At 42.5% G+C, this 23,212-nt stretch carries 16 protein-coding genes; 12 read left to right on the plus strand and 4 right to left on the minus strand.

The annotated features are described in order from the left end of the window. Nucleotide 1 precedes the first annotated feature (1 nt). Nucleotides 2-571 (plus strand): DNA-3-methyladenine glycosylase I, encoded by a 570-nt coding sequence (locus EP58_RS12495; protein ID WP_036093904.1) that lies wholly within the window; start codon nucleotides 2-4, stop codon nucleotides 569-571. Nucleotides 572-641: 70 nt separating this feature from the next. On the opposite strand, the gene EP58_RS12500 is transcribed toward EP58_RS12495, so the two are convergent. The 3 genes from EP58_RS12500 to adhE form a co-directional block, all read right to left on the minus strand. After that, nucleotides 642-1,055 (minus strand): VOC family protein, encoded by a 414-nt coding sequence (locus EP58_RS12500; RefSeq protein WP_036093906.1) that lies wholly within the window; start codon nucleotides 1,053-1,055, stop codon nucleotides 642-644. Between the two features lie 86 nt (nucleotides 1,056-1,141). Beyond that, complete coding sequence (locus tag EP58_RS12505; protein WP_036093908.1) at nucleotides 1,142-1,738, minus strand: class I SAM-dependent methyltransferase; 597 nt, start codon at nucleotides 1,736-1,738, stop codon at nucleotides 1,142-1,144. Nucleotides 1,739-1,918: 180 nt separating this feature from the next. After that, the gene (gene adhE / locus EP58_RS12510; RefSeq protein ID WP_036093910.1) at nucleotides 1,919-4,519 is read right to left on the minus strand and encodes a bifunctional acetaldehyde-CoA/alcohol dehydrogenase; all 2,601 of its coding nucleotides are present in this window, start codon (nucleotides 4,517-4,519) and stop codon (nucleotides 1,919-1,921) included. Nucleotides 4,520-4,996: 477 nt separating this feature from the next. Here adhE and EP58_RS12515 point away from each other — a divergent pair, with 477 nt between their 5' ends. The 3 genes from EP58_RS12515 (at nucleotide 4,997) to tsf (ending at nucleotide 9,048) form a co-directional block, all read left to right on the plus strand. Next, complete coding sequence (locus EP58_RS12515; RefSeq protein ID WP_052171454.1) at nucleotides 4,997-6,766, plus strand: multicopper oxidase family protein; 1,770 nt, start codon at nucleotides 4,997-4,999, stop codon at nucleotides 6,764-6,766. Between the two features lie 526 nt (nucleotides 6,767-7,292). After that, nucleotides 7,293-8,078 carry a 30S ribosomal protein S2 gene (gene rpsB / locus EP58_RS12520; protein ID WP_036093911.1) on the plus strand — a complete coding sequence of 262 codons (786 nt, stop codon included), beginning with the start codon at nucleotides 7,293-7,295 and terminating at the stop codon, nucleotides 8,076-8,078. Between the two features lie 85 nt (nucleotides 8,079-8,163). Further along, nucleotides 8,164-9,048, plus strand: a complete 885-nt coding sequence (gene tsf, locus EP58_RS12525; protein WP_036093913.1) for a translation elongation factor Ts — start codon at nucleotides 8,164-8,166, stop codon at nucleotides 9,046-9,048. Nucleotides 9,049-9,176: 128 nt separating this feature from the next. On the opposite strand, the gene EP58_RS12530 is transcribed toward tsf, so the two are convergent. Next, the gene (locus tag EP58_RS12530; RefSeq protein WP_036093915.1) at nucleotides 9,177-10,964 is read right to left on the minus strand and encodes a glycerophosphoryl diester phosphodiesterase membrane domain-containing protein; all 1,788 of its coding nucleotides are present in this window, start codon (nucleotides 10,962-10,964) and stop codon (nucleotides 9,177-9,179) included. A 200-nt stretch (nucleotides 10,965-11,164) separates the two neighbouring features. Between EP58_RS12530 and pyrH the strand changes: the two genes are divergently transcribed. The 8 genes from pyrH to EP58_RS12570 all read left to right on the plus strand — a co-directional run bounded on the left by pyrH (nucleotide 11,165) and on the right by EP58_RS12570 (nucleotide 23,174). Continuing rightward, nucleotides 11,165-11,893, plus strand: a complete 729-nt coding sequence (gene pyrH, locus EP58_RS12535; protein ID WP_036093917.1) for a UMP kinase — start codon at nucleotides 11,165-11,167, stop codon at nucleotides 11,891-11,893. A gap of 2 nt (nucleotides 11,894-11,895) precedes the next feature. Next, on the plus strand, nucleotides 11,896-12,453 hold the full coding sequence (gene frr / locus EP58_RS12540) for a ribosome recycling factor (protein WP_036093918.1): 558 nt from the start codon (nucleotides 11,896-11,898) through the stop codon (nucleotides 12,451-12,453). Between the two features lie 455 nt (nucleotides 12,454-12,908). After that, nucleotides 12,909-13,667 carry an isoprenyl transferase gene (locus EP58_RS12545; protein ID WP_036093919.1) on the plus strand — a complete coding sequence of 253 codons (759 nt, stop codon included), beginning with the start codon at nucleotides 12,909-12,911 and terminating at the stop codon, nucleotides 13,665-13,667. Between the two features lie 12 nt (nucleotides 13,668-13,679). Further along, nucleotides 13,680-14,480: a phosphatidate cytidylyltransferase gene (locus EP58_RS12550; protein WP_036093920.1), complete on the plus strand. Its 801-nt coding sequence runs from the start codon at nucleotides 13,680-13,682 to the stop codon at nucleotides 14,478-14,480. 15 nt (nucleotides 14,481-14,495) lie between these two features. Continuing rightward, nucleotides 14,496-15,638: a 1-deoxy-D-xylulose-5-phosphate reductoisomerase gene (locus EP58_RS12555; RefSeq protein ID WP_036093921.1), complete on the plus strand. Its 1,143-nt coding sequence runs from the start codon at nucleotides 14,496-14,498 to the stop codon at nucleotides 15,636-15,638. Between the two features lie 10 nt (nucleotides 15,639-15,648). Beyond that, complete coding sequence (gene rseP, locus EP58_RS12560; protein WP_036093922.1) at nucleotides 15,649-16,914, plus strand: RIP metalloprotease RseP; 1,266 nt, start codon at nucleotides 15,649-15,651, stop codon at nucleotides 16,912-16,914. Nucleotides 16,915-16,986: 72 nt separating this feature from the next. Next, nucleotides 16,987-18,699 carry a proline--tRNA ligase gene (locus tag EP58_RS12565; protein ID WP_036093923.1) on the plus strand — a complete coding sequence of 571 codons (1,713 nt, stop codon included), beginning with the start codon at nucleotides 16,987-16,989 and terminating at the stop codon, nucleotides 18,697-18,699. Between the two features lie 137 nt (nucleotides 18,700-18,836). Beyond that, nucleotides 18,837-23,174 carry a PolC-type DNA polymerase III gene (locus EP58_RS12570; protein WP_036093924.1) on the plus strand — a complete coding sequence of 1,446 codons (4,338 nt, stop codon included), beginning with the start codon at nucleotides 18,837-18,839 and terminating at the stop codon, nucleotides 23,172-23,174. Nucleotides 23,175-23,212: the final 38 nt, after the last annotated feature.

Here is a 23,212-nt window from a genome sequence, read left to right on the forward strand (position 1 = left end):
GATGCAGCATGAACGATGTGGTTGGGCGATGAATGATAGTGTCGAGCAAGTATATCATGATAATGAGTGGGGCGTGCCAAGTCGTGATGAGCAATATTTATTTGAAATGCTGAATTTAGAAGGTGCGCAAGCGGGCTTGTCGTGGCGGCTAATCTTAAATAAACGAGCTGCGTACAAAGAAGCTTTCCATCAATTTGATCCAGATAAATGCGCGATGATGACAGATGAAGAGTTAGAACAGATACGTGAAACCGCAGAAATTGTTAGAAACAAGCTTAAAATTGGCGGAGTCCGCAAAAATGCGATCGCTTTTTTAAAGGTGCAAGCGGAATTTGGTTCTTTTGCTAATTATATTTGGGGATATTCTGACGGTGTGCCAATTATAAATCATTGGACGGATATGTCACAAATGCCAGCTAAAAACGAATTATCTGAGCGCATTAGTAAAGACCTCAAGAAACGCGGTTTTATTTTTGTTGGACCTGTTATTATTTATTCGTATTTACAAGCTATTGGGATGATTGATGATCATGTGGTTACTTGTCCGTACCATACAGAGAATCGGTGCTAGTTTTAGCTTGCTAATTGGTTTGATTGCATAAAAATAGGCGTAGCCAGATGGATTGGTACGCCTGTTTTATTTAATTTTTTTGCCAGTTAAGCTGCCATTCAATGCCAAGCTTATCGGTTACTTTTGCATAAACGCCACCCCATGGCATTTCCTGTAGCTCGATAGAAATTTGGCCACCATTTTTTAATACGTCATAGGTGCTTTTTAACGATGCTTCATCATCAAACATGTAGGCAACAGAGAGCATGTTACCAGCTACCAATGCTTCATCAACATAAGAATCGGAGAAATATAGTAATTCAACACCATCTTTCTCTAAGCGGGCGTGTACAAGGCGGTTAGCTAATGTTTCGTCACCGCGAGAATCTCCCATTTCTCCGTATGTTTGGACCATTGTGGGTGTAGCTCCAAAAGCCTCACCGTAGAAATTTAACGCTTCTCTTGCATTCCCGTTGAACTGTAAATAAGGTATCGTATTTGGCATATCATTTCCTCCTAAAAGGTTTTTCACGCGAGGTGATAGGGACAGTATAGAATAAATGAATGCAGAAATCTACTAATATACAAATTTTATTTCTTGCTGACCGCTATAAATAGGGTGGCATCTTGTTTCATGAATACTTTCTCGCCATGGTGAAATTGCTGAATATTTGTCGATTTAAATCCTGTGCTAGTTAGCAATGCTTTCAATTCATCCGCAACAAAGCCGTTATGCACTTTTGGGTGATAGACGTTAGGGTTTTTATCAAAATCAATGATGATAAGTTTGCCATCCGTTTGGAGTGTTTTATAAAGTTTTTCTAAAATGATTTTGGTATCCGGAATGTGTAAAAGAACGAGAGATACCAGTACTATATCAGCTTTTATATCCATTGTGTCTTTGGTGAAATCCGCAACGAATGTTTGGACATTTTGGATATTGCTTGCTGCTACCTTATCGTTTATTATCTCAACCATATTCTCGGAAGAGTCTACCAAAATAGCATTTTTAACAGAGTCGGCAATTTGTAAACCAATTAGACCGGTTCCACTGCCGTAATCAATCAGCGTTTTTTCTTTGGCTTGCGCTAGCTCTTCACGAACTTTGTGGGCAATAATATTCGCGAGTTCTATACGTTCGGTACTATCATATTTCTTGGCTATTGTTTCGAAAACGTTTTCTTCCATTTCTTTATCGCATCCTCTGCTACATGATAAGTCACCAGTATAGTTTAAATGATTCGTTTGCGCAATTAATTGAGAGACTACTAGAAATAAAGATTACAATAATATTATTATGTAAACTTTAAATAGAGAGAAAAAAGAACAACCCTGAGGGAAGGGCTGCTCTTTTCAACTATTTATAACTTAAACACCTTTATATGCGTTTATATAAATTTCTTTCAACTCAGAAACGAGCGGTTGAACTGGGTTAGCAGTCGTACATTGATCCATGAATGCGCGATCAGCAAGTGTATCAACCACTGCGTCAAATGCTTTCTTATCAACGTTTTGACCTTTCAAGCTCATGTCGATTCCGCAATCTTTACCAAGGCTGATAATAGCATCAACAAGTGATTTCATGCCTTCTTCTGTTGTAGAAGCTGGAAGTCCAAGAACGCGAGCGATTTGTGCGTAATCTTGGTCTGCACGGTAAGATTCATATCTTGGGAATAGCGCATGTTTTCTAGGTTTTGTTGCATTGTAACGAATAACGTGTGGCATCAAGATAGCATTGGCACGACCATGCGGGATGTGGAATTCAGGTCCGATTTTGTGTGCTAAACTATGGTTTATGCCTAGGAAAGCATTGGCGAAGGCCATACCCGCCATAGCAGAAGCGTTATGCATTTTTTCGCGAGCATCTTCATCTGCATCAAGAACGGATGCGCGTAATGATTCGAATACCATTTCGATCGCGCGTAGAGATAATCCACGTGTATAATCGCTTGCCATAACAGATACGTAAGACTCAATCGCATGTGTTAACACGTCCATACCTGTATCAGCTGTAATGTGAGCTGGAACAGTCATAACGTATTGTGCATCGACAATTGCTACGTCTGGAGTTAGCTCATAATCTGCTAGTGGGTATTTAATGTTGTTTTCTTTATCTGTAATAACCGCAAAAGGAGTAACCTCAGATCCTGTACCGGATGTAGTAGGGATAGCAACGAATTGTGCTTTTTCACCAAGTTTAGGATATTTGAACGTACGTTTGCGAATATCTAGGAATTTTTGTTTCAAGCCGAAGAATGAAGCTTCCGGGTGTTCATAGAATAACCACATACCTTTGGCAGCGTCCATTGCAGAACCACCACCGAGTGCGATAATGCAATCTGGTTTGAAGTCTTTCATTAATTCTGCACCTTTGTAAACTGTTACGTCTGATGGATCTGGTTCTACGTCTGCAAATACTTGATAGGACACGTCATTGCCGCGTTTTTTCAAGTGTTCGATAACAACATCAACGTATTTAAATTGAACCATTCCTGGGTCAGTTACGATGAATACACGCTCGATATTAGGCATTTTTTGTAGATATTGTGTAGAATATTTTTCAAAGAATACTTTTGGTGGCAATTTAAACCATTGCATATTATTTCTCCGTTCTGCGATACGTTTCACGTTTAAAAGGTTTGTTGCGCTAACGTTTTGTGATACAGAGTTTTTACCGTAAGATCCGCAACCAAGTGTTAGGGAAGGGATGAAGCCGTTGTAAAGGTCGCCGATTCCGCCTTGAGCAGATGGTGCGTTTACAATGATACGACATGCTTTCATACGTAAACCGAATGCAAGTTGTGCTTCGCGGTCTGTAGAATGAATAACTGCTGAGTGACCTAAACCACCATACACGAGCATTTCTTCACAACGATCGAAGGCTTGTGCTTGGTCTTTTGCTTCAATGAAAGCTAGGACTGGGCTTAGTTTTTCGTGAGATAGTGGGTAATCATCGCCCACACCTTTAATTTCAGCTACGAGCATTTTTGTATCTTCTGGAACTTTGAAACCAGCTTCGTTTGCGATCCAAGCAGGGGATTTACCGACTACATTTGGATTCAATGCGTGTGTTTCTGGATTAATGACATAGCTTTCTAGTTTTTTGAACTCAGCGCCTTTAACGAAGTAGCACTTGTTCGCTTCCATTTCGTCTTTAACGGCTTTTGCCACTTCTTTGTCGACGATTACAGCTTGTTCAGAAGCACAAATCATACCGTGATCAAATGTTTTAGATAGGATTAAGTCGTTTACTGCGCGTTTGATTTTCGCAGTTTTGTCGATGTAAGCGGGAACGTTACCAGGACCAACGCCAAGTGCAGGTTTACCAGTAGAGTACGCTGATTTAACCATTGCGGCACCACCTGTAGCAAGAACGAGCGCTACATCTTTATGATTCATCAATTGTTTTGTCGCTTCTAGGGATGGTTTTTCAACCCATTGAATACAATGTTCTGGAGCGCCGGCTGCAACTGCTGCTTCATATACGACACGAGCCGCTTCAGAAGAACATTTTTGAGCGCTTGGATGGAATGCAAAAATGATTGGGTTACGCGTTTTAATAGCAATGATAGCTTTGAAAAGTGTTGTCGATGTTGGGTTTGTAACAGGAGTTACCCCAGCAATAACGCCGACTGGTTCTGCGATTTCAACGACACCAGTTTGTTTATCTTCATTGATAATGCCGACTGTTTTGTCTGCTTTGATGCTATTCCAAATATATTCTGTTGCGAAAATGTTCTTAATACATTTGTCTTCGTAGATTCCGCGACCAGTTTCTTCAATTGCTAGTTTAGCAAGCGGCATATGTTGGTCAAGACCAGCTAGTGCCATTGCATGAACGATATGATCTACTTTTTCTTGGCCAAAATCGGCGAACGCTTTTAGTGCGCTTTGTCCGTTACTTGCTAGTGTATCAATTACTTTTTGAACCTCTAATTCTTCGTTAACAGCTTTTTCTTTCATTGCCATTTGTGAACCCTCCAATAGTATTGGGACTAAAAACGTCCTCTGGTGACATTTAACGTCCCTGTTATTTCAAAAAAATTGCGGCGGTCGACTCGCCGTCATCTTCTTGGATTTCTTATTTACAAAGTAAGTGTAACACTTCACAAAGTCTTTGTCTAGTGTTTATTGTGAATATATTCACTTAATCTCGAAAATAGTAAAAAAGACATATCTAAAAAGTGGAGCGTGATAGATTTAGCTTAGATAAGTTAAGAAAAAGAGGAGTTTCCCTTAGCCTGATTCTTAGCAGTTTATCAGAAATAGGTTAGGGGCTTCCAAGAAAGATTGTGCATTTTGTAGTATACTTGGGGAGAAGTAAGATTATATAGAAAAAGGGGTTACATAACGATGTATATGATGTTTTTTGGGAGTTCTGTATTGCTTTTAGTGGGGATGGCTATTGTATGGTCGATTCTTCCTTTTAGAGGGGGACGGCTACTTATGATGGGGAATGTACTGCTTTTGTTTGCTTGGTTTGTTGTGGCAGTAGTTGCTAGTTTGAGCATTGGATGGGAGTTTATCCGACAGATTTTTGGCATGCTCGCGCCGATGGTTGTTTCACCGTTTATTTTGTTAACGATTTTTAGGAAGCGGGAATTGTGGAATCGTCTAGTCCAACGCTATGCTATTTTTGTGGCTTGGTTTGCGGTGTTTATGATTGCTTTTCAAATACCTGCTTTTCCAGATGGATGGACGTATTTTGAGTGTTTTGGGTTGCCGATTCTTATTTTCTTCCTATTATATGTTTGGGATAGATTCTTTGGTGGGCGTTTCCAAATGCGGTGGATTGTTTCGGGGAGCGTTCTTGTTATTGTGGGGTTTATTTTTGGCTCCTTAGTTCTTAATGCGACCGCGATGCAGGCGAATGGTCATGAGGAAAGCCTGGATTGGGGCGGCGGAAAAATAACGAACGTGAAGGAGCTGGTCGACGTGACGGCACTTACTGGGCCTGATGCGGCAGTTGTTACGAAGCGTTTCCAGTTTACAGCGGCGAAAAAGAGGATGGAAATTCCTGATGGGTCAAAGAAAGAATTGTGGCTTTTTAATGGGGAGTTAACGGGGCCGGTAATTCGAGTGACACAAGGTGATGTTGTCGAAGTGACGCTGACTAATAAAAATATTGCGGATGGGGTAACAATTCACTGGCATGGCTACGATGTTCCGATTGCGGAGGATGGCGTTCCTGATATTTCGCAAAAAGCTGTGGCGATTGGCGAGAGCTATACGTATCGATTTAAGGCAGACACGGCTGGAACGTTCTGGTACCACTCGCATAATCAGTCATCGGAGCAGGTGGGTCATGGTTTATTTGGTTCCCTCATTGTAGAGCCAAAGAAGCAGTCGAAAGAGGAGTTAGAGATTGTTGGTTTTGTGGCGCCGAAATATATAGATGCATCTGGTGCGCTACTTTCTGGAGACGGGACGGTACCGAAAAAAATCAAACCGGGTACTAATGTGCGAATTCGTCTTGGAAATGCACACAATAAGCCGCAAAAACTGATTTTGAACGGTACCGCGTTTCAAGTCGCAGCGATAGATGGGAACGCCATTCATAAACCTACTAATTTGAAGGAAACTTATTTACAAATTCCAGCTGGTGGTCGGATGGATGTTACCTTTACGATGCCAAATCATGCGGTGCGCTTGTTTGATGCAAAAGATGAGCGTGGTGGTTGGGTTTTCCAATCTACAACGACAACAACGAAAGCATCGATGGAAGTCCCAGATGAAGTTTTCAAGCCAGAGGAATATGGGGAGCAGCAAGCTAGTCAATTAGACGTATCGGCTGATTTTGACAGGGAATTTGAGATGGTTTTTGATAGTAAACTCGCTTTCTTTGATGGGATGGTGCATCATTTGTGGACGATTAACGGTGAGCTGTATCCAAATACGCCAATGCTGATGGTTAGCGAGGGTGATATCGTAAAAACGACTTTTGTCAATCGTAGTTACAGCCATCATCCCATGCATTTACACGGACATAAGATGTTGGTGTTGACGCGTAATGGCGTCGCTACAACGGGAAGCCCGTGGTGGACAGATACGCTGAACGTGAAACCTGGTGAAACATATGAGGTTGCTTTTAAGGCGGATAATCCTGGTATTTGGATGGATCATTGTCATAACCTTGACCACGCGACCAATGGAATGATGATGCATTTGCAATATGACAATGTATATACGCCGTTTTCTGGGCATACGCATGAATGACTCTACTGAAATGGATAGAATAGATAAATCAGGCCAATGCCTACTGCTGTAAGGGGTACGCCGAGGAATAGAAGCGGAAGTGTGGAACCACCCCATGCCGGTTTATTCATAACTGCACGCATACGATAGACGATTTTGGATAGAGAAGACAGCCAGCACCAATGAAAAAGACGATGATACTTCCTATAAAAAATACTTGGTTATCCATTTGGAATCACCTCCTAGTCTCCCATTATAGTTTCAAAAGGGGCCTAAAACCATTGGATTACGTGACAAACTCCTTACAATTTTGCAAGTGGGAAATTTAGTAGAAAACTGTCTCCTTCTCCAAAGTTGTGAAAACGAGAGAAAACACTGCAAATCACTTGTCATAGGCGGTATTCTGTGATATCATAATAAACGGTGTTAAAACATCACACACACATTGAGGACAGTGCAAAGGGTGCTTGTTTACAAGTCTTTGTCTGGTTGATTCATGTGGAGGGCGGAAAAGTCCGCAAAAAATAAAACCATAGGAGGGAATAACATGCCTGTTATTTCAATGAAACAATTGCTAGAAGCTGGGGTACATTTCGGTCACCAAACACGTCGCTGGAACCCAAAAATGAAGAAATATATCTTCACAGAAAGAAATGGTATCTACATTATCGATTTACAAAAAACTGTTAAGAAAGTAGACGAAGCTTTCAATTTCATGAAAGAAATCTCTGCTGACGGTGGAACAATCCTTTTTGTAGGAACTAAGAAACAAGCGCAAGATTCCGTTCGTGATGAAGCGATTCGTTCAGGTCAATACTTCGTTAACCATCGTTGGTTAGGTGGAACATTGACAAACTTTGAAACAATCCAAAAACGTATTAAACATCTTAAGAAAATCGAAAAAATGGAAGAAGACGGTACTTTCGAAGTCCTTCCTAAAAAAGAAGTTGTTCTACTTAAGAAAGAACAAGAAAAACTTGAAAGATTCCTAGGCGGTATTAAAGATATGAAAGGTCTTCCGGATGCTTTGTTCATCGTTGACCCTCGTAAAGAACGTATTGCTGTTGCAGAAGCTCGTAAATTACACATCCCGATCATCGGTATTGTAGATACAAACTGTGATCCAGATGAAATTGATTACGTAATTCCTGCAAATGACGATGCTATCCGTGCGGTTAAACTTTTGACTGCTAGAATGGCTGACGCTATCATCGAAGTAAACCAAGGTGAAGAGCAAGAAGTTCCTGTAGAAGAAGTAAAAGCTCCAGTTGTTGAAGAAACTGTTGCAGCAGCTCCGGCTCCAGTCGCTGAAGAACCAACTACAGAAGCATAAGAAACGATTTTACAACTAACAAGGTGATAAGTGGCAATCTCTTATCACCTTTTTTCAAAGATTTTTATATTAGGAGGAATTGTAAATGGCTAACGTTACAGCTCAAATGGTAAAAGAACTACGCGAAAAAACTGGTGCAGGTATGATGGATTGTAAAAAAGCATTAGTAGAAGTAGATGGAGATATGGATTTAGCAATCGACTACCTACGTGAAAAAGGTATTGCGAAAGCTGCTAAAAAGTCCGATCGTATCGCTACAGAAGGTATGACAAGTGTTGTTAGTAATGACAAACACGTTGCTGTACTTGAAATCAATGCAGAAACAGATTTCGTGGCTAAAAACGACCAATTCATTCAATTAGTGAAAGACATTTCTAACCAATTATTAGTAGTTCGTCCAGATAACTTGGATGACGCACTAAAAACAGAAATGCCAAACGGTCAATCCCTACAAGATTACATCAATGAAGCAATCCAAAAAATCGGTGAAAGAATCTCTCTTCGTCGTTTTGAAATTAAAGAAAAAGTGGCAGATCACGCATTTGGCGAGTACATCCACATGGGCGGACGTATTGGTGTATTAGTTGTTCTTGAAGGAACTTCTGATGATGCCGTTGCAAAAGACGTTGCGATGCACGTTGCAGCAATCAACCCTAAATACATTTCACGTAATGACGTTTCTCAAGACGAAATTGCGCACGAAAGAAAAATCCTTACAGAGCAAGCACTTAACGAAGGCAAACCAGCCAACATCGTTGAAAAAATGGTCGAAGGTCGCTTAACGAAATACCTTAGCGAAATTAGCCTAGAAGATCAACCTTTCGTTAAAAACCCAGACGTAACTGTAGGTCAATTCGTTAAAGAAAAAGGCGCTACAATCAAGTCATTCGTTCGCTTTGAAGTCGGCGAAGGTTTAGAGAAAAAAGAAGACAACTTTGTTGAAGAAGTTATGAACCAAGTGAAGAAATAAGTCATGCTTTGCGTGATTTAGATGGGCCGCTATTCAATAGGAATAGCGGTTTTTGAATGCCTAAATATCTGTAAAGACACTACAAAAAAACGAGATACGATGAAAACCAACCATATCTCGCTTCTATTCTAATTCCCAGTCAGCAAATCAATCGCATCTGATAACTTCGTGCTGACTGCTTGGTCGTTTCGTAAGTCATTTTGTACCTTCATAGCTTCTTCTGGTATCTCCGTAATGATTCCATCGACGTCTGCAAGCATGTATTTACGGGCTGCTTCTGGCGTCGTGATTGTCCAAACCAATAAGTCCATATTACGCTCACGGGCCTGTCTCTGCATGCTAGAGCTAAAGGAGAATTCCTCAATAACGATAAAATCTGCATCGACATTGACCAGGTTTCCAAAATTAAGCGGGACAATAAAGCCGACGCGCATCGCTGGGTAACGTTTCTTAATGGTTTCGACAATAGTACGATCCAGCGACTGGTAAATATAATCGCTCTCCACGCCATGTTTTTGAACTACTTTCTCAAAATTAGCAAGGAAATCCCTGGACTCACCGCCATGCGTTTTAATCTCGATATTCAGATTCACGTTCCATTTTTTCGCATGTTCAATATAGGTATCTAGTGATGGGATCGTTGATGTAAAGCCGTCTTGGCGAATCGTTACTTTTTCAAGTTCGGCCAGGGTCATATCTCGAACGTTGCGATTTATCCCGGCCAAGCGCCTCAAATTTGTATCATGAAACACGACAAACTGGTGGTCTTTCGTTTCGAGGATATCCATTTCGACAAAATCCACACCGATTTTCGCGGCACCGTGAAGGGACTCCAGTGAATTCTCGACGCCAGCACTTTTCAGGCCGCGATGGGCGATGATTTGCGTGTTATCGCTGTACGTGACTTCCGTCAGGTAAACGCCGTTAATCGTGATGAGAGCTATGATTCCAGCGGTGATAATGACATAAAAAGATTTCCGATGTGGCGTCTTCACGATCCTATTTTGCGCGCGGGGAATGACTTTATTTTCACGTGTTAAAAACATGAAATTAACGGCATGTGCGACGTAAATTGGTGTGATGGTGAAGGCTACAATGAAGAATATTTGGCTTAACGTCAGCGAAATTCCTGCTACGACTGGCGCGGCTGGTGTCCATAGTTGCTCTGTTAAAATAGTCGGGAATAGGAAAATCAAAAAGGCGATGAAAATCAGGGCAGTGGCGACAAGCGACATCAAAACGAAAATTGTGACGATGCGCCATGTTTGCCAGCGAGTGATGACCCAGCTACGTTTAATTGCTTGGAAAATGGTGCATTCGCCGGTGAGAAAAATTGCCAGCGAGAATAATAATCGGATATTAATGTAAATCACGACGGCGATGAAACTAAAATAAAGAATCGCACCGGACGTTGATTTCAATAACTCGTTCACAATAAAATTCGGAATATAGATCCCATCCGTTAATTCAGAATGTAATCCCATTCCTGCAATTGGGACAATCAATACGAAATATAATAGGAAAATAATAAATTGGTAAGATAGTAAATATTTCGATTGCCGCAAGATTTTGCGCAGAATCATTCGAATTGTAAATGGAATTTGTTGCTGATGGTAATAGGTGATGAGAATTAAAACAGATAATTCGATGTAAATAAAAAACAACGCCAACAATCCGAAAATAACAGCAAATAGTAACCCAAGCGGATTGCGTAAAAATTCTAAAATATTCTGATCCGTAATACTGTCATAGCCAAGCGACGTCGTCATGAACTGGAAAAACAGCGCCAAAAACGGAAAAGCCAGTAATAGAATCATCGCTTGTAAAACAAATACAAATTTTATGTAGTACCATGAGTTAAAACGGGTATAAAACAAAGAAGTCCTCAAGGTTTGCCAAATTTTAATCGTGTTCATTCAATTTCTCCCCCTTATTTCTGCTTTTCATTATACGATAAGTTAACAATAATTAGTAGCCTAAATAGGGAAGGAAAATATTATTTTTGAAATTTGTATGAAAATGCTTTTGCTTAAGGCTTTTTTTTAGTATTATAGAATATGATGGAATTATTCCGAGTGTTAGGAATGAGCCAAATAGAAAGTAGATGGAGGTCAATATGGATACCCCAGAATATAAACGAGTAGTATTGAAACTTAGTGGTGAAGCTTTAGCAGGAACGGAAGGGTTTGGGATTAACCCGCGTGTCGTGAACTCCATCTCGCAACAAGTAAAAGAAGTAGTAGAACTTGGCGTGGAGGTTGCTATCGTTGTCGGTGGCGGTAATATTTGGCGCGGTAAGCTTGGTAGTGAAATGGGAATGGATCGTGCAGCAGCAGATTACATGGGTATGCTTGCAACGGTTATGAACTCTTTGTCACTACAAGATTCGCTGGAAAACGTTGGTGTAGCTACACGTGTTCAAACTTCTATTGATATGCGTCAGATTGCTGAACCGTATATTAGACGTAAAGCCATTCGTCATTTGGAAAAAGGGCGCGTTGTTATTTTTGCAGCGGGAACTGGGAATCCTTATTTCTCAACGGATACAACAGCGGCATTGCGCGCAGCTGAAATTGAGGCTGAGGTTATTTTGATGGCGAAAAACAATGTCGATGGCGTTTACAGTGCTGATCCGAAATTGGACGATACAGCAGTGAAATACGAGGAATTATCGTATCTTGATGTGATTAAGGAAGATTTGCAAGTTATGGATACAACGGCATCATCGCTAAGCATGGACAACGATATTCCATTGATCGTCTTCTCGTTTGAAGAGACAGATAACAATATCAAACGCGTGATTTTAGGCGAAAAAATCGGAACAATAGTAAGAGGGAGGAAATAATTATGAGTAAAGAAGTATTAGCACAAGCACAAGATAAAATGACAAAATCAGAGCAAGCATTACAACATCAATTAGGATCGATTCGCGCAGGTCGTGCCAACGCATCACTACTTGATCGTGTATCCGTAGATTATTATGGCGCACCAACACCGATCAACCAAGTAGCAGGAGTGAGCGTTCCAGAAGCGCGCTTACTAATGATCTCGCCTTACGACAAAACAGCGCTAGGCGACATCGAAAAAGCGATTTTAAAAGCAGATCTTGGTATCATGCCAAATAACGACGGTGAAGTTATCCGCATCGCGATTCCACAATTAACGGAAGAACGCCGTAAAGAGCTTGTAAAAGAAGTGAAAAAAGAAGCAGAGGATGCAAAAGTTGCGGTTCGTAACGTGCGTCGCGATGCCAATGATGATTTGAAGAAATTAGAGAAATCCGGCGATATTACAGAAGATGATTTACGTAATTTCACGGAAGACGTGCAAAAATTGACAGACGCAAGCATTAAGAAGCTTGATGAGATTGCGAAGAGTAAAGAAGAAGAGATAATGGAAGTCTAGAAAAGCTGAAAGAGCCCGTTAGACCCGAAAAAATTTGTTAGGGGCCGCAATAAAAACCCGCACTTGGTTTTTGTGGAGGGCACGAAAATTTCGAGGGTCTGGCTCTTGAAGCTGGATCCGGAGACGCCAAACCCCGAATCCCACTACCGCTTCACGCATATTGAGGCATGAAACATTGCTTTTTCAATATGCGTGAGGCGGTTATTTCTTAGTAATATCGGTAGGATGAATTTCAGGAAATCTTTGAGGTGGGCATTGCACCACAAAAAAAACGACTGATTTTATACATGCCCACACGCATATGGAAGCTCTAAATCGGTATGAAAAACGGCAACAACACGAATCTCATGGATTTCTTATTTACTTTGAGCAAGTTATAGTACATAATTTCTGTTATTTTTGTTATTATAGGTATAGACGTGCCGACTCTTGGTAATTCTATTGGAGGAAAGAACATGTTTAAGAAGATATTTCGTCAAGATGAGAATGAGATAAATAATGAAATTTCAGCGGAACTTCCTTTGCCAAACCATGTTGCGATTATCATGGATGGGAATGGGAGATGGGCGAAGAAGCGTTTTTTGCCTAGGGTTGCTGGGCACCGTGAAGGAATGCAAGTAGTGAAACGCATGACGCGCTATGCGAATTCGCTTGGTATTGATGTTTTAACGTTGTACGCTTTTTCTACAGAGAATTGGAAGCGGCCGAATGATGAGGTTGATTTTCTGATGAAGTTGCCGGGCGAGTTTTTCGATACGTTTATTCCGGAATTGATGGAAGAGAATGTGCGCGTGAATGTCATGGGGTATAAAGAGGAATTGCCGAAACATACGCTGGATGCTGTGGAGCGCGCGATAGAGGCAACGAAGGGGAATACCGGACTTGTGTTGAACTTTGCGCTGAATTATGGCTCGCGGGCCGAGATTGTGACGGCGACACAGGCAGCGATGCGGGAATTGCTTACTGCGGGGCTTACTGCGGAGGATTTGACGGAGGAACGGTTGGCGAAGCATTTAATGAGTGCCGGCTTGTCGGATCCCGATTTGTTGATTCGAACGAGTGGCGAGCTTAGACTCAGCAATTTTATGTTATGGCAACTTGCATATAGCGAGTTTTATTTTACAGAGACGCACTGGCCTGATTTTTCGGAAAGCGATTTTAAGCAGGCGGTTGTGGAATATCAGAATCGCTCGAGACGCTTCGGGGGCTTATAGGGAGGATATATTGTGAAAACAAGAATTATTACAGCAATCGTAGCTTTGGCGGTGTTCCTGCCGTTTGTGATCTATGGAAAATTGCCATTTGAACTGCTTAGCATGTTGCTGGCAGCGATCGCATTATATGAAATTTTAGTAATGACCAAGCAGAGTCTGTTTTCGGTGAACGGGATTATCACGCTCGTATTGACGCTCACGATTGCAGCGCCGATAAGGTTCATCGACTGGCTTCAGGAATACAATATTACGCAAATGGAAATTATTTTTGTCTGTATGGCATTATTGTTATCGTATACGGTGTTTTCCAAGAACCGCTATCATTTTGATCAAGTTGGTATTGGCATTTTAGCAGCTTTTTATACAGGATTAGGCTTTCATTATTTAGCGGAGACGCGGAATGCGGGGCTAGAGTATGTTATTTTTGCGCTATTAATTGTTTGGATGACAGATACGATGGCCTATTTTGTCGGTCGGTCTCTTGGGAAGCATAAATTGGCGCCTAATGTGAGTCCGAATAAGACGGTGGAAGGCTTTGTTGGTGGTGTCGTTTTTGCGGTCATCATCGCCGGTGGATATTATTTATACATGGGATTAGATGGAAATCCATTTGTCATTGCAGCTTTGATTGTCGTGCTATCGATTTTCGGTCAACTAGGAGATCTGGTGGAATCCGCACTGAAACGTTACTATGGCGTGAAAGATTCTGGCAAATTGTTACCTGGGCATGGCGGAATTCTAGACCGATTCGATAATTTACTCTTTGTTTTACCACTTCTTTTGCCATTGCTACATATACTTCAAATTTTATAAAATAGAGGTGTACTGATGAGAAAAATTAATTTATTAGGCGCAACGGGTTCGGTTGGAAGCCAGACACTTGCGATTGTAAGGGAACATCCAGAATTATTTCAAGTTGTAGCGCTCTCGTTTGGACGCAACATCAAACTTGGAACGGCGATTATTCACGAGTTTCAACCGGAAATTGTATCGGTGGAGCATCGCCGGGATTATGAGAAATTAAAAGTAGAGTTTCCTGGAATGAAAGTTTACTATGGCGCGATGGGTTTGCAAGAAGTTGCGACGTATAGTCATGGCGACATTTTAATTAATGCGGTGATGGGCAGCGTTGGTTTACAGCCGACATTGGATGCGATCGCGGCCGGGAAAGAGATTGCGATTGCGAATAAAGAGACGTTAGTAACAGCGGGGCATTTAGTAATGCGTGCTGCGAAAGAAAAAGGCGTGCGTTTGGTGCCCGTTGACAGCGAACATTCCGCGATTTTCCAATGCCTACAAGGTGAGAATCCGGCGAATATCGATAAATTGATTGTGACGGCATCTGGTGGTAGCTTCCGTGATAAAACGCGGGATCAGTTGAAAGATGTGACGGTTGCTGAAGCGTTGGCGCATCCGAACTGGTCGATGGGGAACAAGATTACAATCGATTCGGCGACGATGTTCAATAAAGGGTTAGAAGTTATTGAGGCGCATTGGTTGTTCGACTTGGACTATGACAAAATTGATGTCGTGATTCATCGCGAAAGTATTATTCACTCGATGGTCGCATTTAAAGATGGCAGTCATATCGCGCAACTTGGGTTACCAGATATGCGTGTGCCGATTCAATATGCGCTGACACATCCAGAACGCTCCAGCATTTCCTTCCAAAAACCGTTTGATATTACGGATTTTGGTACGCTTCACTTCGACAAAATGGACTTCCATCGTTTCCCAGCATTGAAATTAGCGTACACTGCTGGTAAAATAGGTGGAACGATGCCTTCCGTTTTGAATGCAGCGAATGAGATTGCTGTTGCTGGCTTTTTAAATGGTCAGGTTGCTTTCCAAGATATCGAGGCGCTCGTTGAAAATGCGATGAATCGCCATAAGGTAATACCCACCCCTGATTTGGAGACTATTTTCCAAGTAGATCAGGAAACACGTGCTTACGTGAAGACACTTTTATAGAGGTGAAACAATGACAACCATTATTGCGTTTATATTTGTTTTTGGCCTGATCGTTTTCTTTCATGAACTCGGACATTTCTTATTTGCAAAAAGATCTGGTATCCTAGTTCGCGATTTTTCGATTGGTTTTGGTCCAAAAATATTTGCTTACCGCAAGAAAGAAACACAGTACACATTAAGGCTTCTCCCCATCGGCGGTTACGTGCGTATGGCGGGTGAGGACGGAGAAGTTGTTGAGCTGAAACCGGGTTACCGTGTTGGCTTGATTTTAAACGATGATGAAGTCGTGACAAAAATTATCATCAATGGAAAGGATCAATATCAAGATGTGCAACCGCTTGAAGTTTCTGGGAGCGATCTTGAACGAGAACTTTTCATCGAGGGTTACGAAGAATACGATGAGGACAAAATTGTTCGCTATCAAGTGGCGAGTGATGCGGTTGTCGTCGATGGCAAATTAGAAACGATTATTGCACCGTATGACCGTGTTTTCCAATCGAAATCACTTGGTAAACGGGCGATGACTATTTTTGCAGGACCGTTATTCAACTTTATTTTAGCTATTATAATCTTTACAATTCTTGCTTTTGTGTCAGGAAGCGTTCCTTCGAATGATCCTGAAATCGGGCAAGTGATGGATAATGGTGCGGCGCAGGAAGCTGGTTTGAAGCAAGGCGATGAAGTTATTTCCATCAATGGCAAGGCGATGGATTCATGGCAGGATATTTTTTCTACTGTGGAGAAAAGTCCGAATAAAGAGCTTGATTTCAAAGTCGAGCGCGATGGAAAAACACAAGATATCGATGTAACACCGAAAGCGGAAAAAGCACAGGACGGTACAAGCGTTGGTAAAATTGGTGTCGCACAACCAGGGTCGGATTCGTTCTGGACGAAAATAACATACGGCTTTACGCAGACGTGGTTCTGGATAACGCAAATCGGTCACGTGCTTGGCCAAATGGTGACGGGGGATTTCTCGCTCAACATGTTGAATGGCCCAGTTGGAATTTATACGTCGACGCAAGAAGTTGTGAGTTATGGTTTCTTGACGTTGCTCAATTGGACAGCCGTTCTAAGCATTAACTTAGGAATCGTAAATTTACTGCCACTGCCAGCACTGGATGGTGGACGTTTACTATTCTTCCTGTACGAGTTAGTCCGCGGGAAACCACTAGATCCGAAAAAAGAAGGTATGGTGCATTTCATTGGCTTTGCCTTGCTGATGGTATTGATGTTGCTCGTTACGTGGAACGACATCCAGCGAGCGTTTTTCTAAGATAAATAGGGGGAACCTGAGAGCGAGATTGTTCTCAGGTTTTAAGATAAAAATTAGGGGTGTGATTTGAGTATGCGTCAAACATTGAGCTTTATTCCAACATTGAAAGAAGTACCTGCTGATGCAGAGGTGAAAAGTCACCAGTTATTATTACGTGCGGGATTTATCCGCCAAACGGCAAGTGGAATTTATAGTTATTTACCACTCGCAAAATTAACATTGCAAAAAATCGAGACAATTATTCGTGAAGAGTTAAATCGAATCGATGCGGTCGAATTATTATTACCAGCCTTGCAACCAGCAGAACTTTGGCAAGAATCCGGTCGTTGGGAAGATTATGGCGCGGAATTGATGCGTTTGAAAGATCGTAATGCACGCGATTTTGCATTAGGTCCAACACATGAAGAGGTTATCACATCGCTTTTACGTGATGAAGTTAAGTCGTATAAACGCTTACCTTTAACGATGTATCAAATTCAGACGAAGTTCCGCGATGAATTGCGTCCGCGTTTTGGTTTGTTACGTGGCCGTGAGTTTATTATGAAAGATGCGTATTCTTTCCATGCGACGGAAGCAAGTTTGGACGCGACATACGATAAAATGTATCAAGCGTATTCGAATATTTTCACGCGTTGTGGCTTAGATTTCCGCGCGGTTATTGCGGATTCTGGTTCTATCGGCGGGAGTGAGACGAAGGAATTCATGGTATTATCGGATATCGGTGAAGATACGATTGCTTACAGCGACGCTTCTGATTATGCGGCAAACGTTGAAATGGCGCCAGTGATGCATATGGAGAAGAAATCACACGAAGAAGCAGGCGAACTTGAAAAAGTAGAAACCCCTGATCAAAAATCGATTGCGGACGTTGTGTCATTTTTAGATGTTCCGATTGAGAAAACCGTGAAGTCGATGCTTTACGTGTTAGATGACGAGGAAATTATTATGGTTCTTGTTCGTGGGGATCATGAAGTGAACGATATCAAAATTAAAAACGCGTTATCGGCGACGACGGTAGAACTTGCATCGAATGAACAAGCGGTGGAATTACTTGGTTCTGGATTTGGTTCGCTAGGTCCAATCGGCGTGCCAGAACACGTTCGGATTTTTGCGGATAATGATGTGCAAGATGTTGTAAATGCAGTGATTGGTGCAAATGAAGAGGGCTATCACATGATTAACGCGCAACCAAAACGTGATTTTAACGTGCATACGTATTTTGATTTGCGTCTGATTCAAGAAGGTGACTTATCTCCGGATGGGCATGGTGTGATTAAGTTTGCGGAAGGTATTGAAGTGGGTCATATCTTTAAACTGGGAACAAAATACAGTGAAGCGATGGACGCGACGTTCTTAGATGAAAATGGCCGCAGTAATCCGTTTATCATGGGTTGTTACGGTATCGGCGTTTCTCGATTGCTTTCGGCGATTGCGGAACAGCAAGCCGATGAGTCTGGTCTAGTTTGGGATCGTAGTATTAGTCCACTGGATTTACATTTAATTCCTGTCAATATGAAGAGTGAAGAACAGGTCGCATTTGCGGAAGAACTCTACGCTTCTTTACAAGAAATGGGATTCTCTGTGTTGCTAGATGACCGTTCTGAGCGCGCGGGCGTGAAATTTGCCGATGCCGATTTGATTGGATTACCAATGCGTGTTACAGTTGGTAAGAAAGCAGCAGAGGGCATTGTCGAAGTGAAGATTCGCAAAACGGGTGAAATGATTGAAGTTCGCAAAGATGAACTTATGAATACATTGCCGATTTTATTAGGTGAAAACGCGTAAATATAGATGGAAATGTCCAGCTTTGGAGAATATCTCATGGCTGGACTCTCCCATTTTTAGAAGGAAAACAAAAAACGTCTTACGGGGTTCACTGGGAAGACGTTTTTTTGTTAAGTCACGAAAAGGAGTTGTCGAGATTGTCTATTACAGATGTAGAAAAGCAAGAACGATTCCAAATTTTGTTGCAGCAAATTGGATTAGGAAATGATGCCGTATTTCAAGATTTTACGAAGGACGGGAAAATTGAGAAATTGGTTGTAGATAAAGCGAATAAGATCTGGGAATTCCATTTGGATGTCGCGCAAATTTTGCCGTTTGAATTGTTTCAGATGATGCGCGTGGGAATGAATCAGGCGTTTCAACAGATTGCGCAGACGACGATGCGGATTCATGTGCGGGACGAGACGGTGACGGAGCGCTTGGTGGAGGATTATTGGAACGATACAATTGCGCCGTTCGCGAAGCAGTCGCCGATGATTGGACAGTTGTTGATTGAGCAGAAACCGACGTTTGTTGCGCCTAATTTTATGGAGGTTCGTGTACATAATGAGATGGAGCAGACGACGATTGCCCAGCGTTTTCAACCAGCGATTGCCGAGAGTTTGCGCGAAAAAGGATTTCCGACGATGATGTTACGCACGAACTTGTTGGATCAGTCGGAAACGGAGCATTATAAGGCTTTTGTGGAGGCGAAGGAAAAAGAGGACCAGGCGAAGGCGCTAGAAGCTGTGCAAGTGATGCAAAAACGGGCGGAGCAACAGGCAAATGGCGAAGGTGGCGGTGGACCAGCACCATCTGGACCGTTCCAAATTGGGTATAAAATCAAGGATGATGAGGAACGCAAACCACTTGGCGATATTTATGATGAGGAACGCCGCATTACGGTTGAAGGTTATGTTTTTGCGTCGGAAATTCGGGAGTTACGTAGTGGCCGGAGCTTGTTACAATTCAAGATTACGGATTACACGAGCTCGATTATTATCAAGATGTTTTCGCGCGATAACGACGATGCTGCCATGTTCCAGAATATGAAAAAAGGCATGTGGGTTCGCGTTCGTGGTAGTGTGCAGATGGATACGTTTGTCCGCGATTTGATCATGATGGCGCAAGATGTCAATGAGATTGCGGGCGTGAAGCGCTTAGATACGGCGGAGGAAAAACGCGTGGAACTTCATCTGCATACGCCGATGAGTCAAATGGATGCGACATCATCTGTGGCGGACCTCGTGAAACAGGCGGCCGATTGGGGTCACCCGGCGATTGCGATTACGGATCATGCGGTGGCGCAGTCTTTCCCAGAAGCTTACGGTGCCGGCAAGAAAAACGGTGTCAAAATTCTGTACGGGATTGAGGCGAATTTGATTGATGACGGTGTGCCAATCGCTTACAATGAACGCCACACAGCTTTGAAAGACGCAACCTATGTCGTGTTTGACGTGGAGACGACTGGTTTGTCCGCGGTATACGATACGATTATCGAGCTCGCTGGTGTCAAAATGAAAGACGGCGAAATCATCGATAAATTCGAGGCCTTCATTGATCCAGGTCATCCACTTTCCGCGACGACGATCAACTTGACGGGAATCACGGATGATATGGTGAAAGGCTCAGATCCGATGGAAGTCGTGCTACAGAACTTTAAAGATTGGTCGGGGGACGCGATTCTGATTGCGCATAATGCCTCTTTTGATATGGGCTTCATCAACACGGCTTACGGCAAAGTAGGCATTGCAAAAGCAGAGAACTCGGTCATCGATACGCTAGAACTGGCCCGTTTTCTCTATCCCCATTTTAAAAATCATCGGTTGAATACGTTAACGAAGAAATTCAATATTATCCTAGAACAGCATCACAGAGCCATTTTCGATGCGGAGGCGACGGCTTATCTCGGTTGGAAGTTGATTAAAGACGCGAAGGAAATGCGCGATATCGATTTTCACGACCAATTCAATAATTACATGGGAGAAGGCGATGCTTACAAGCGTGCCCGTCCATTCCATGCTACCATTTATGCAAAAACCGATGTCGGACTGAAAAATTTATTCAAACTCGTGTCGATGTCGCAAATCAATTACTTTTTCCGAGTTCCTAGAATTCCTAGATCGGAGCTTAATAAACTTCGCGAAGGACTCATCGTTGGTTCAGCCTGTAATCAAGGCGAAATTTTTGAAGCGATGATGCAAAAAGGAATGGAAGATGCAGAACGGGTGGCAGCCTTTTATGATTTCATTGAAGTACAACCGAAGCCAGTTTATGCGCCACTTATCGAACGGGAATTAGTTCGCGATGAAAAAGCGCTCGAAGAAATTATCGGCAACTTGGTGAAGGTCGGTGAAAAAATTGGCAAACCTGTTGTGGCGACTGGAAATGTACATTATTTGAATCCAAACGATAAAATCTATCGCAAAATCTTGATTCATTCGCAAGGCGGGGCAAATCCGCTGAACCGTGCGTCACTTCCAGATGTTCATTTCCGTTCAACCGATGAAATGCTTGCTGAATTTGCCTTTTTAGGTGCTGAAAAAGCAAAAGAAATCGTTGTCACAAATTCAAATCTCGTGGCGGATTGGATGGAGAATCTGAAACCAATCAAAGACGATCTGTACACGCCAAAAATTGAGGGTGCTGAAGATGAAGTCCGCAATATGAGCTACACGATGGCACGTAGTATTTACGGTGATGAGCTACCAGAAATCGTTGAAGCGCGTCTCGAAAAAGAGCTGAAAAGTATTATCGGTCACGGTTTCGCGGTTATTTATTTAATCTCACACAAACTCGTGAAAAAATCGCTAAACGAAGGCTATCTCGTAGGTTCACGTGGTTCGGTGGGTTCCTCCTTAGTCGCAACGATGACGGAAATCACCGAAGTAAATCCGTTACCACCGCATTATGTTTGTTCGAAATGTAAGCATTCCGAGTTTTTCGATGACGGTTCGGTCGGTTCTGGATTTGACTTGCCAGATAAAGAATGTCCGGAATGTGGGGCGGCGCTTACGAAAGAAGGTCAAGATATTCCTTTTGAAACGTTCCTTGGCTTTAAAGGGGATAAAGTTCCCGATATAGATCTGAACTTTTCTGGGGAATATCAGCCGATTGCCCATGCGTACACGAAGGAGCTTTTCGGTGAGGATTATGTGTATCGTGCTGGAACGATTGGTACGGTCGCTGAGAAGACGGCGTTCGGTTACGTGCGGAATTACGAGCGGGACATGAATATGACGATTCGTGGGGCGGAGATTGACCGTCTCGTGCAAGGCTGTACCGGCGTAAAAAGAACGACTGGTCAACATCCTGGGGGGATTATCGTTATCCCGGATTATATGGACGTCTATGATTTCTCTCCAATCCAGTTTCCAGCTGACGCGACGGATTCAGAATGGAAAACAACCCATTTTGATTTCCACTCGATTCACGATAATGTATTAAAACTCGATATACTCGGACACGACGATCCGACCGCGATTCGGATGCTTCAAGACCTAAGCGGTATCGATCCGAAAACTATTCCTACCGATGACAAAGAAGTGATGAAACTGTTCGGTTCCACGGAATCACTCGGTGTAAAACCAGCAGATATTGATTCGAAAACCGGCACACTCGGCATCCCTGAATTCGGAACGCGTTTTGTGCGGCAAATGCTTGAGCAAACCAAACCGACAACATTCTCCGAGCTTGTTCAAATCTCTGGATTATCCCATGGAACTGATGTATGGCTTGGAAATGCGGAAGAACTCATCAAAAACGATATTTGTTCGCTCGCCGAAGTTATTGGTTGTCGTGATGACATCATGGTTTTCCTTATCTACCAAGGCCTCGATAGTTCCCTTGCCTTCCAAATCATGGAGTCTGTGCGTAAAGGAAAAGGGCTCTCCGAAGAAATGGAAGCCGCGATGATTGAAAATAAAGTGCCGAATTGGTACATCGATTCGTGTAAAAAAATTAAGTACATGTTCCCGAAAGCCCATGCTGCTGCTTACGTACTCATGGCTGTCCGGATTGCTTATTTCAAAGTGCACCACCCATTGTTCTTCTACGCGACCTATTTCACTGTTCGTGCCGATGATTTCGACCTGACAGCGATGGTCAACGGAAAAGAAGCAACAAAAGCGAAGATGCAAGAAATCAACGCCAAAGGACTAGAAGCATCGATGAAAGAAAAAAGTTTGCTGACGGTTCTAGAGATTGCAAACGAGATGCTAGCTCGCGGATTTTCGTTCCAAAAAGTAGACTTGTATAAATCAAGCGCAGACGAATTTATCATTGAAGGCGACCAGCTAATTCCACCGTTTAATGCGATTCCAAGTCTTGGAACCAACGTTGCCAAAGCGATTGTAGCAGCGCGTGAAGATGGCGAATTCCTATCAAAAGAAGACTTGCAGCAACGTGGAAAAGTCTCCAAAACCATCATTCAATATATGGATGATCAAGGGTGTTTAGAAGGTTTACCAGATCAAAATCAGCTCTCGTTATTCTGACGATAATGGCTCTATACAAGGCGACGCAGGGCCTAATG

It is taken from the genome of Paenilisteria newyorkensis (assembly GCF_000766145.1).
Lineage (GTDB): Bacteria > Bacillota > Bacilli > Lactobacillales > Listeriaceae > Listeria_A > Listeria_A newyorkensis.